This window comes from Endozoicomonas sp. ALB115 (assembly GCF_049310245.1).
Lineage (GTDB): Bacteria > Pseudomonadota > Gammaproteobacteria > Pseudomonadales > Endozoicomonadaceae > Endozoicomonas.
The window spans coordinates 20,287-30,279 of sequence record NZ_JBLYZG010000058.1; the positions used below are offsets into that span (position 1 = coordinate 20,287).

Genomic DNA, 9,993 nt, shown 5'->3' on the forward strand with positions numbered 1-9,993 from the left:
CTGCTATACGACAATAGGGTCTATATTGATTGCCCGAGTGATGAATGCACCTGAATTTTCTGACAAATCCTGTATTTGGATATTTTTGTAGTAACCTCTTCTAGTCCAGTTACCAACGAGAATAAAAATGTACGACATTATTGGAGATATCCACGGGTATCCGCTGACCACCTGCTTGAAGATCTGGCAGAAGCCATCCTTGACGCCTTTGATTTTGATTGTGACCACCTTTATCACTTTCAGTATCTGAGCCCATTTGGTGCCGACCAGATGATTGGTCATCCAGCGGTGGATTTTTGCGATGCCTGCGTGACTGAAACCCGGCTGTGTCAACTTGAACCGGTTCCGGGAATGAAAATCACCTTTGTCTTTGATTATGGTGATAACTGGGAGTTTGACATCGTGGTCATGCACGACAGTGAGGAGAGTACGCCTGATACCCAGATGATCGAACGTAAAGGTGAAGCGCCGGAGCAGTATCCGGAATATGAGGATTTTTATTGATCAATATTTAACCAATTATTCTTACCCCGCCTGTCTGAAAGGCTGCCTTTATCCCCTAACGGTTTATCCACAATCTTTTCCACATAAATTCCGGATAACTGAAACAGGGGATAATAATTCTAAAGGCAGCTACTGCAACGGGTTATAACAAAGTACTGACAGTATAAACACAACCTGCCAACAACTTACCCACAGACTTATTCTGGAAAAAGTGAGGACGCATCTTTATTCTTGGGCTCATTCAAAGAGGAACCCCGACTCTCAAACATCCGTTAAAATCATTTTGCCAAGGTATGACCCGATGCCCGATATCCAGTGGACAGCACCAGGTGCCACCCTGAGCCATAAGAACGCCGCGAAGGAATTTGGCCTGACTGAGGAAGAGATTATTCGGGCGATTAAAGAAGGAACGATTCACTACCAGATCGCTCGTGCCCACGGTAACCCGTATTACCGTGTGGTCAGGGCAGAAGTAGAGTCGCTGGTGCTGAAGCTTTATGGACCGGACTACGTCAGGCAGCAACAGTTGAAGAAAAGACAGGATGATATTGACCGGGAGATTCGCAAGCTGAAACGACGTATCAACGCTCTGGAGAAAGAGCGATTATCTTTAAACGGTTCCGGCCAGTAACACGGTGATTCACATGCCTAAAGTAAAAAAAAGCTGACTGCTGAACAGAAAAGAATCCCTAAAGCCGCCAGGGCGGAACGCCGGAAGAAATACCAGTGGATTTTTATCAACGGCAAGCGGGTACGGATTAAAAGAGAGGATACCCTTGAAGCATTTGCGGAACGGGAAGCCATGCTCCGCAGCGCTGACCCCATCTGGCTGCATCAGAATGAACTGTGGGAGTATATACAGACGGATGATGATTGCCTGGATATTGAGCCATCAGAGAGTGATCTGGCAATCTGGGAGTGGGATGGTGATGATGAGAAGGTGCCTTTTTGAATGGGTGCCACTGTAGCTTTATGGCTGTGTCACCCATTTGCAGTATAGAGGCCCAATTGAAACCTATAATTCAGCGGAGGGAGTTCGTAGTGCTTTGAAAAATAGGCATACAAAAGTTTACCGTCAAGCGCATATAAGCTGAAGAATACCGGCTTATTTGCAGTTAATAACAATAACCGGACACTTGTTTAACTTGGAGTAGCAGGGTAGTCACAGCCTGATTACAAAAAGCTTTTTTAACTTCCGAAACAACATGCTTCGTTCCGGGGCAGTTAGGGCAAGAATTTCTGGAAGAATTCTTTCAAACACAATCGAAACCTTTTCAGCACTGGTCATTTTCTGGTCTTTTAACATGATCACTTTTCTCCGTCTTTTTGTTTGTTATTCCATATGATCAAACGCTATGCATCAATTGAGACTGATGCACATCATAAACACTCTAAAATGGAACATTTGAGAGCTTCTTGCATGCATGATCCCACTACCTGAGTTCCCGGTAGACCAGAACAATGGAGTTGAATGGTAATCTTTACTGATATGCGAAAGATCAAACCTGATTCTCACTCCAGACCAAGGATCATGATACTTCCACAGTACATTTCAACAGCTTTCTCGTCAACACAAATCTAGATTTTGTAAAGACTTTACATAATAGACAATCTGTAAAGCTATTACAGGTTATTTTCGGCTATTGTCTCATTGATAAGATCAAACAAATCTGTCATACGTTTAGTTGCCACTTTCTCATACCGCCACCCATGCCCGACATCAATACCATTATGCCTGAACAAACTTGCCAGCTGAGTGAGAAGACTATTCAGTTTACATAAAGGGATAGATGTAACACCCTGAGCAAAATACCCATCAAGAATACTAATTCCATAGAGCTGAATATCATCCAACTTTGCACAAATTTTTAACACCTGCTGAGAATCCAAGATGGAACCAGATGAAGCATCAACAATCGCAACATTCACATCATTCCGAATTGTCAAATATTTATTAAAAACACTATTCGCATTTTTTACTTGCCACGGTAGTAAATTATGGTTGATCACATATTGCAAAGCATCTCTTACGTATTGTGATTGATTAATCCCCATGCCTTGTAATATTGAGGCCGACCCCTCTTTCAAGTTCTTTGAAATTCTGATATTTAAATTAATCATTTGATCTGTAAAATTTGGATCTTTACTCATCAGTATTACCTATAATGGCTAATCTGGATAAAGCATGTTGCATGAACAGCTAGAACCTGAAGTTACGGCTATGTTTATCTGTGCGTGATTGCTACCTGAAGTTCTTCAGTATTTATTAGCGGGCTGTATAAATAATAAAACTGTGATTACGCTTTTGTTATTCTGTTTAATAAAGTAACAACTATCCTTTGGTTACCAGCCTGATGCAGGAAACCTGTACCTATTTCTTAATTTCCAATTCCCAGTAATCCATAATCCGCACCCGTCCGATGGTCTGCATATCCGGCGCGCGGGTACTGCGCTGATCCAGCCCTTTATAACTGACCAGAAAACTGCACAACTGCTTTTTACCATTCTCTTCACGCAGGGCCAGAAACATACCGGGCCCTGGTCGTAACTCCCGCTCGACCACCAATAGAGTGAAACCAGTAAAACACTCGATGGTTTCCGGCACATAGTAATACTCATAGAGTTTCTTATCCCGGGGCTTGTGTTGCTGGCTGACAAATACATCCGGCACACGGGCCGTCACTTCATACCAATCCCCTTCCGGCGGTACAACGGTTACATGGGTGAGCATGGTCGCATTTGCTGACGGCTCTTTGGGTTTCTCCGGTTCCGGGTCGTAAGGATCCCCCACCCCCGTGCTCAGCCAATGGCTGGAGACACCGGTGGCCACCGCCAGCCGTTCCACATATTTGTGCGGATTATCAATCTTGCCACTGGCCAGGCGGTACATGTAGCTGCGCTCGATGCCTGTGTCACGGGACAGGGCGCTGGCGGTTTTTATTCCCTTCAGTTTCATGGCCGTGGCCAGACGGTCTGCAAAAGTTTTATTCATGATTCATTGCCTCTGGCTATAACAGGCTTTCGCCAGACAGGTTGGATTGAGTTTCGATACTGACTTGATGTAGTATGTTTTATTGGCTGATGGTCTCGAGGTGGATTGCTTTTACTCTTGAAACAGGGAAGGTTCACAGGTGATGCTACGGTCTATTTATTAGCATTGTGATTTATTGATTGCACAGCTGCCTTTCACAAGGTATGCCATCACGGTCACCGTCCATATTGGTGCCAGGGCAATTATCCTGGTAAAAGGTGGCTTCTTCACAGGAAGTCATTTGGGAGCAATGGGTTTTGCCACTGCAACTAAACCTGGCAGTATCACTGGACGATGAGGACTCAAACAGTGACATAACTGCTTGAGGTTCTGGAACAGAGCCGCTACTGGTCGCCAGCTTCTGATAACCGAATACTACGGCGATAATTACTGCAGCAGGCAATAGCTTTCGAATAAAACCCGGCTTTTTCCGGCGAATATGGGGTCGAGGCTTTCGTGGTGAAGATACCACCTTCGCAACCCCTTCGATGGAGCAGTGGATCGCCTTGAGTTTTCCGTTATCCTGGTTTTCAACCTGAAAGTGGATAATGTCACCCACTCTCGGTTTTCTGGCCATACCTTTCAGTGCTGAGATATGAACGAAGACATCTTTTGGCAGTTCATCGGATTGGATAAAGCCGAAGCCCCGTTTATCGTTCCATGTTTTTATACGGCCTTTGTGCATCAATACTTCCTGTGGCTGGTACTGAAACATGTATTACCCAGGCGATTTCGACGATTGCGGGATTATGGATTTTTACACAGCAACGCCAAAAAACAATTATCACTGGTGCAACTGGTTTTACACGTCATGGTCAAAGCAGTAGAACCCGTGATTCGTCCGCAATTCAAATGCAGGCATTGCGGCGCAGCGATGAAGCACATTGCGTTCAGCTTCCTGAAACCGACCTGAGTTGCCACAGCAACAAATACCGCCATTCACAAACAGGGAGAAAAAGTAAGCTCAGCCAGACAGATATGACATACCCCAGACTACCGTAATGCAGTGGTCGGGAGACACTCATCCTGAATAAATAGCGTTCTGAAAAAACGCTCTGATTCAAGATCCGCCAGAAAAGTAAACTTCAATAGACCTTCCTCACCAGAATTCAACCCGGGCTTGTGCAACAACAGGATAAGATTGCGGCTAGGCGCAATCTATCCTTATTCGTTAGGTGCGTTATCGATGTTTTGTTTGAGCTGGACTCACTGAAATACCAAGAAGATAAAGAGTATCTTTGCTGAAATCTTGCTCATTAGGCCATTCTACTGAGCCAAAAGCTACTCTGACCTGCTTAAAATAAGAGTCATCTTTAAGTTCAGAAAAAACACCTTTTTCTAAAAAAGGCGTGACATCAAAATCTTTGAATTCGTCATTTTCAAACTCAACCCTCAACTTATAATTCTCTAGAGCTTGAACAGATTTAACAGATGGATTCATATTTACACCTACTTTAAAGGATCAATCTTGAATACCGAATCACTATTAATAGCCAAATCCCAGTTGGCCATAAGACTTTCCTTATGAATTTCAATCCAGGCATCAACCAATTTCTGTTTGTTTTTTGGCAGACTTCCTTCCAAGACACCTCCTGTCGGGATCTCAATAATTGCACTGCAATCCTGATAATGCACATGGATGTGAAGCATATTGTGTTACTGATTATCGAAATAATACATACGGACAATCAAACCATAAAACATTGATATTGTTGGCATTTGGACACCCTTAAATCAAAATCATACCCAATTATACTCTATCGAATACAGATATTCAGCGGGTTTTGCACGAGCACCTAACGCCCTGTTAAGCAGCCCAAAACTTGGCGTACAATCGGATGTCTCAATGCAACATCGGTTACACAAACTGGCACAATATATCCGGGGTTGGATGGGTTATTTCCGGTTATCGGAATATTACCGACCAATTCCCCTGCTGGATCAATGGATACGTCGGCGAATCCGTTGCTGCTTTCTGAAGCAATGGCGCAAGCCGAAAACCCGTTTTAAGCATCTGGTCAGGTTAGGCGTTGATAAAGTGAACGCCGCCAAGATCGCAGCCAGCAGCAAAGGGTATTACCGTCTGAGTAAAACTTATGCGGTACAACAGGCACTGAATAACAATTACCTCGCGAAAATTGGGCTTGTTTCATTAAAAGACTTATGGATCAGGTTTCACCATCATCGTTGAACCACCCGGTGCGGACCCGCATGCCGGGTGCTGTGGGGAGGGTTGGAGAAAGACCAGCCCTTACCCAAATTAGCACACGATTTGATTTCCTATATCTTCAATTTTTGATAAGTCACAGTGCCTAGCAAGCCTTTGCCTAAAATTAATATTGCTGATTCTTGTAGTAACAATTGACTTGAACCGTGTCCAAAGCAAAGGGAATATATAATCTTTAGCTGAAACAACATCTAACTTACTTAATGATGACTGTTCAAATATATCCAGCATTTCATTTCTAGCTTCTATATAAGTTTCATAGTCACTCGAAGCAATAGTTTTCTCTTTTAGCTCAAAAATTCTAGCCTTTACTTTTTCAGAATTGAGATTACCTTTATTGTCACTTACTAGTTTTTTAACTTCATAAGCTGTTGTTTGTTCAGATGGGTTTATCTTGAACGATATTGCATATTCAACGAATAATTCATATAGAAGCGGTTCGTTTACATCTAACCACTCGGAATAATTGAATTCTTCCGCCATTTCAGACAAATCTTTTATTGATTCTTCTTCATCTAAAAGTACTAAAAGTGCTTTTTCATCAATCAAAACATTTTCAATACAATAAAATGGTAAAACATAAAGCCCAGGTTTATTATCTAAGGATTCTTTTGATAATATAAACAAGTCACCATCCACAATATACAGACTTTGCCGGTTTGATTCTTTATATTCTATTCTATGGTGTTCAATAACTTCTCGACGACCACCTAATGGAAAAACCTTCTCTATTTTAAATTGGTCACATAATATTCTGGAAAGGATAATCGAAAATACCTTTTCATAACCATGAGCAGTATCTTCTATATAAACATCAATATCATTAAACTCTTCAAAGAAAACTGATTTTGCTGATTGAGACTGACTATTTCTTTCTAAAGACATTTTATCTACACTTCACCACATTAGATTTTAATCCACCTACAATCTCTGGCGAGTGTGTAGCCATAATAAATTGTGACTTTGTACTTAAGCCTTCAATAATTTCAGAAAATTTTTCCTGCCATCTTAGATGTAGTGAAAGCTCTGGTTCATCAATAATGAATACATTATTTTTCTTATTACCAAGGTTTAAGAATGCATGAGCAAAGATTACAAGTAATTGTCTTTCTCCAGATGACAGACTTTCAATTGTACACTTATCACCATTCAAACGTTTAAAGAATATTTGCCCAACTGGATCTATTACTATTTCCTTCCTCGAATCAGAATAAAAATCATTAATCGTAGAAACGAAATCATTTATCGGCTTAAACAGATTATCAACTTTTGATTTATGTTCATCGATAATATCAACAATTTTTGAAATTCGTTCGATTTGCGCTTTATTCATTAACCACTCTAGGTGGAAACCCTTATCACCATCTGACAGCAGACCGATTAATCGATCCAAGTTTTCAAAGAATTTATCAAGCTCTTTACTCAAACGTGATCCTTTTATGCCAATTTTTGAAAGAGCGTCTTTAATTTCCTTTTTTCGTTTAATTAGCTTAGTCCTTTCACTCCAGTTTATTGATTCCATAGACAAATCTAAAGAATCTAAACCATTATATTCAAAAGTTGAAGCTAGAATTTCATCACGAAGTTTTTCAGATTGCCTTTCCTCTAGAACTCTTAACCTCTTGTAAGAACTTTGAACTAAGAATTCAATTTCCATTAAACTATAACCAAGCGATCCTTTTATAAGTCGTCTTGCTGATCTCGCCCTTTTACTTGACTCAAACAACCAACGCTCTTTCTCGTGATAATAATCTGTACTGTTATCAGCAACAATATCATTCCTTCTATCTAACCCTAAGAATATCGGCGTTGGGATTTCTGTGATTTTTTGAATTATCTCATGGTTTGAATATTCTCTATTTATTGTCTCTACAACACTATCAAATTTTTCAGACCCCCTAACAAATTGATCGAATTCAAAGTCGAGATAACTTCTAAATACAATCACATCGCCTATTGAGCTTATTTTCAACGTTTTCTCATCACCAATTGTTTCTGATGTTATAAGAATTTTTTCCCCTTTAAACTCAATCTCGAGTTCAATTCTATCATATATAATAAGTAAGAGTTCTTTGAAGCTGGGTGTAACCAATGCATTCATTAGTTTCAATGCTGTTGTTTTTCCTGAACCATTACCACCTACAAGAAAACTAATTCCATTCTTAAATTTAATATTAAAATCAAGATAGCCATATACATTTTTGGCTATAAAGTTTTTCACTATCATCTTAACTCTCTCAATTGTTAATTGGCAGTGTGCTAATCGGGATAGGGCAGAGCCTCACGACTCTGCTCCTCCCACACCACGAGCCATACGGATCACGTAGCATCGCGGTTCAAATCACTCTGTATTCATCTTGCTGCCAGTTCTGGCAACCCAAGGTTCTTGAAATATCTATTTGGCAATGCTCGGGTTAACGCCGGACTACCACTCAACCGCCAAGGTCCATGAGCTGATTTTGCCGTATTCCACGCAAGGAAACGACTTACTCCCAGTCGCCTCAACATTCGGTAGCCTTTGCTGCCCCATTGCTTTAGGATATAACACCGTAATCGTCGCCGAATCCATTTGTCCAAATCTCGCAGAGGACTCAGTATTTCGGCAATATCGAAATACGCTTTCCAACCAAGCAGGGATTTACTAAACTCTGCAATAATCCGGATGATTGAATGGCCTCTCGTTCGACGGCTCAGTTGTTTAACGGTCGTTTTCAGTTTGGTCAACGCTTTATCACTGACTTTTACTTTTAACTCCCGCCGACTGAACGTAAATCCAAGGAAGCTGCGCTCCCAAGGTCGGCCTACTGCGCTTTTCTGGGTATTCACTGTGAGTCGCAGTGATTCTCCAACAAAGCGTTGCAGGCTTTTCATCACGCGTTCACCCGCTGCTTTACTGCTGACGAGTGCCACACAATCATCAGCATAGCGAGCAAACTTGAGGTTTCGCTTTTCCAGTTCCCAGTCCAGATTGTTCAACACTATATTTGAAAGAACAGGCGACAGTGGGCCGCCTTGTGGTACACCTTTCAAACTGGCTTGTTTTATTCCGTTAATACAGACACCGGCTTTCAGGTATCGGTTGATCAATCGTAGCAGCGTAGCATCCTTATGGTGAGCCTTGAGCTGTGTCATTAATAAATCATGGTTTACATGATCAAAGAACGCCTCAAGATCACAGTCCACAACCCAGTTATATCCATTCCGTATAACTGACTGTACATGGCAGATAGCCTGATGTGCATTCCGATGGGGACGGAAACCATAACTGTTGTTATGGAATTTACCATCCCACTCTTCCTGCATAATCTGGGCAATCGCTTGCTGTATCAGTCGATCCAGAACGGTAGGGATACCCAGCTTGCGTTTGCGTCCATCCGGTTTGGGGATTTCCACTCGCAGAACGGGTTTTGGGCGGTAGACTCCTTCTATCAATTGCTGCCGGATTATCGGCCAGTACTGTTTCAGGAAATGTGGAAGTTCGTCAACGGTCATGCCATCGACGCCAGCGGCTCCTTTATTACGTTGAACCTGTTTCAGTGCACGTACCAGATTATTCCTGTCCAGTACCCGCACCATCAAAGATGAACAAAAGGTGGATTTTGGTTCAATCGGGTCTCCCGTTTCCGGTTCACCCTCTGGTGTATCCAGAGACAACGACAGTTGTTTAACAGATGCCATCCGAAATCACTTCCCCGATGATTACTTTCCAGGATTTGTTCTGGCCTTCAGTGGCAAGAGACCACCTACTATGCCGTCTGCTGACTTCTGCACTGCGATCACAGCGGATTGCTCCGCTCTCAGTTCATCCATTAACACAGTGCAGACCTCTCGAGGTAAGACACTTAACTTTCCTCGCGTAGACGCCCAATTTATAAAACGTATCCCGATTGCAGATGGAGGGCTTAATGGTCACGTGCCCACTGGCCCCGAATACGTCACACCTCATATTGGGTTTCTGTTCGTCGCCCCGCGATTTTGCGTTGGGCTTCCTTCAGACCCTGCCTCACGGCAACGCCCTTGCCCTTTCGCTAACCTTCGGCTCTGCGAATACCTGGTAAGAGGACTTTCACCTCTCGAGTTAAGTGCCATGCTCGGCACACACGCCAAATTCAGGGGCGCCGTAGGCGTCCCCTGGAATTTTTTTGGTACGCCCGGCATGGGCATGAACTGATGGGGTGAAAGTCCCCTGTGGGAGAACCTACATCTGACTGGCGGTAAAGACGCCTGCTGA

At 42.5% G+C, this 9,993-nt stretch carries 12 protein-coding genes and 1 pseudogene; 5 read left to right on the forward strand and 8 right to left on the reverse strand.

Features of this window, described 5'->3' with window-relative positions; all coding sequences use genetic code 11:
* Positions 1 to 75: 75 nt before the first annotated feature.
* From ACO6VE_RS19730 to ACO6VE_RS19740, 3 genes are all read left to right on the forward strand, one after another.
* The gene (locus ACO6VE_RS19730) at positions 76 to 504 is read left to right on the forward strand and encodes an IS1096 element passenger TnpR family protein (protein WP_422463007.1); all 429 of its coding nucleotides are present in this window, start codon (positions 76 to 78) and stop codon (positions 502 to 504) included.
* Between the two features lie 301 nt (positions 505 to 805).
* Positions 806 to 1,135 (forward strand): hypothetical protein, encoded by a 330-nt coding sequence (locus tag ACO6VE_RS19735; RefSeq protein WP_422463009.1) that lies wholly within the window; start codon positions 806 to 808, stop codon positions 1,133 to 1,135.
* Positions 1,136 to 1,306: 171 nt separating this feature from the next.
* Positions 1,307 to 1,456 carry a hypothetical protein gene (locus tag ACO6VE_RS19740; RefSeq protein WP_422463011.1) on the forward strand — a complete coding sequence of 50 codons (150 nt, stop codon included), beginning with the start codon at positions 1,307 to 1,309 and terminating at the stop codon, positions 1,454 to 1,456.
* Between the two features lie 671 nt (positions 1,457 to 2,127).
* On the opposite strand, the gene ACO6VE_RS19745 is transcribed toward ACO6VE_RS19740, so the two are convergent.
* From ACO6VE_RS19745 to ACO6VE_RS19755, 3 genes are all read right to left on the reverse strand, one after another.
* Positions 2,128 to 2,655, reverse strand: coding sequence for a type II toxin-antitoxin system RelB/DinJ family antitoxin (locus ACO6VE_RS19745; protein ID WP_422463013.1), 528 nt, complete (start codon positions 2,653 to 2,655; stop codon positions 2,128 to 2,130).
* A 220-nt stretch (positions 2,656 to 2,875) separates the two neighbouring features.
* Positions 2,876 to 3,496 (reverse strand): helix-turn-helix domain-containing protein, encoded by a 621-nt coding sequence (locus ACO6VE_RS19750; protein WP_422463015.1) that lies wholly within the window; start codon positions 3,494 to 3,496, stop codon positions 2,876 to 2,878.
* Positions 3,497 to 3,668: 172 nt separating this feature from the next.
* Entirely contained in the window at positions 3,669 to 4,250 is a 582-nt protein-coding gene (locus tag ACO6VE_RS19755) for a cold shock domain-containing protein (protein WP_422463016.1), read from the reverse strand.
* Between ACO6VE_RS19755 and ACO6VE_RS19760 the strand changes: the two are divergent.
* Positions 4,227 to 4,448: pseudogene (locus tag ACO6VE_RS19760) on the forward strand (transposase); the annotation flags it as partial. The gene ACO6VE_RS19755 and the pseudogene ACO6VE_RS19760 overlap by 24 nt on opposite strands.
* Positions 4,449 to 4,715: 267 nt before the next feature.
* Here the strand turns inward: ACO6VE_RS19760 and ACO6VE_RS19765 are convergent.
* A complete protein-coding gene (locus ACO6VE_RS19765) occupies positions 4,716 to 4,976 on the reverse strand; it encodes a DUF2442 domain-containing protein (protein ID WP_422463018.1) in 261 nt (86 codons plus the stop codon).
* Between the two features lie 8 nt (positions 4,977 to 4,984).
* Positions 4,985 to 5,185, reverse strand: a complete 201-nt coding sequence (locus tag ACO6VE_RS19770; RefSeq protein WP_422463020.1) for a DUF4160 domain-containing protein — start codon at positions 5,183 to 5,185, stop codon at positions 4,985 to 4,987.
* Between the two features lie 196 nt (positions 5,186 to 5,381).
* Here ACO6VE_RS19770 and ACO6VE_RS19775 point away from each other — a divergent pair, with 196 nt between their 5' ends.
* Positions 5,382 to 5,726 carry a group II intron maturase-specific domain-containing protein gene (locus ACO6VE_RS19775; RefSeq protein WP_422463022.1) on the forward strand — a complete coding sequence of 115 codons (345 nt, stop codon included), beginning with the start codon at positions 5,382 to 5,384 and terminating at the stop codon, positions 5,724 to 5,726.
* A gap of 69 nt (positions 5,727 to 5,795) precedes the next feature.
* On the opposite strand, the gene ACO6VE_RS19780 is transcribed toward ACO6VE_RS19775, so the two are convergent.
* From ACO6VE_RS19780 to ltrA, 3 genes are all read right to left on the reverse strand, one after another.
* The gene (locus ACO6VE_RS19780) at positions 5,796 to 6,647 is read right to left on the reverse strand and encodes a DUF4435 domain-containing protein (protein WP_422463024.1); all 852 of its coding nucleotides are present in this window, start codon (positions 6,645 to 6,647) and stop codon (positions 5,796 to 5,798) included.
* Between the two features lies 1 nt (position 6,648).
* Positions 6,649 to 7,989 (reverse strand): AAA family ATPase, encoded by a 1,341-nt coding sequence (locus ACO6VE_RS19785; RefSeq protein ID WP_422463025.1) that lies wholly within the window; start codon positions 7,987 to 7,989, stop codon positions 6,649 to 6,651.
* 125 nt (positions 7,990 to 8,114) lie between these two features.
* Positions 8,115 to 9,440 carry a group II intron reverse transcriptase/maturase gene (gene ltrA / locus ACO6VE_RS19790; RefSeq protein WP_422463027.1) on the reverse strand — a complete coding sequence of 442 codons (1,326 nt, stop codon included), beginning with the start codon at positions 9,438 to 9,440 and terminating at the stop codon, positions 8,115 to 8,117.
* Positions 9,441 to 9,993 lie beyond the last annotated feature (553 nt).

Coding starts and splice junctions, on each gene's coding strand:
- ACO6VE_RS19740 (WP_422463011.1), top strand. CDS start 1,307: ATGCTCCGCAGCGCTGACCCCATCTGGCTGCATCAGAATGAACTGTGG.
- ACO6VE_RS19770 (WP_422463020.1), bottom strand. CDS start 5,185: ATGCTTCACATCCATGTGCATTATCAGGATTGCAGTGCAATTATTGAG.
- ACO6VE_RS19735 (WP_422463009.1), top strand. CDS start 806: ATGCCCGATATCCAGTGGACAGCACCAGGTGCCACCCTGAGCCATAAG.
- ACO6VE_RS19745 (WP_422463013.1), bottom strand. CDS start 2,655: ATGAGTAAAGATCCAAATTTTACAGATCAAATGATTAATTTAAATATC.
- ACO6VE_RS19755 (WP_422463016.1), bottom strand. CDS start 4,250: ATGTTTCAGTACCAGCCACAGGAAGTATTGATGCACAAAGGCCGTATA.
- ACO6VE_RS19750 (WP_422463015.1), bottom strand. CDS start 3,496: ATGAATAAAACTTTTGCAGACCGTCTGGCCACGGCCATGAAACTGAAG.
- ltrA (WP_422463027.1), bottom strand. CDS start 9,440: ATGGCATCTGTTAAACAACTGTCGTTGTCTCTGGATACACCAGAGGGT.
- ACO6VE_RS19780 (WP_422463024.1), bottom strand. CDS start 6,647: ATGTCTTTAGAAAGAAATAGTCAGTCTCAATCAGCAAAATCAGTTTTC.
- ACO6VE_RS19785 (WP_422463025.1), bottom strand. CDS start 7,989: ATGATAGTGAAAAACTTTATAGCCAAAAATGTATATGGCTATCTTGAT.
- ACO6VE_RS19765 (WP_422463018.1), bottom strand. CDS start 4,976: ATGAATCCATCTGTTAAATCTGTTCAAGCTCTAGAGAATTATAAGTTG.
- ACO6VE_RS19775 (WP_422463022.1), top strand. CDS start 5,382: ATGCAACATCGGTTACACAAACTGGCACAATATATCCGGGGTTGGATG.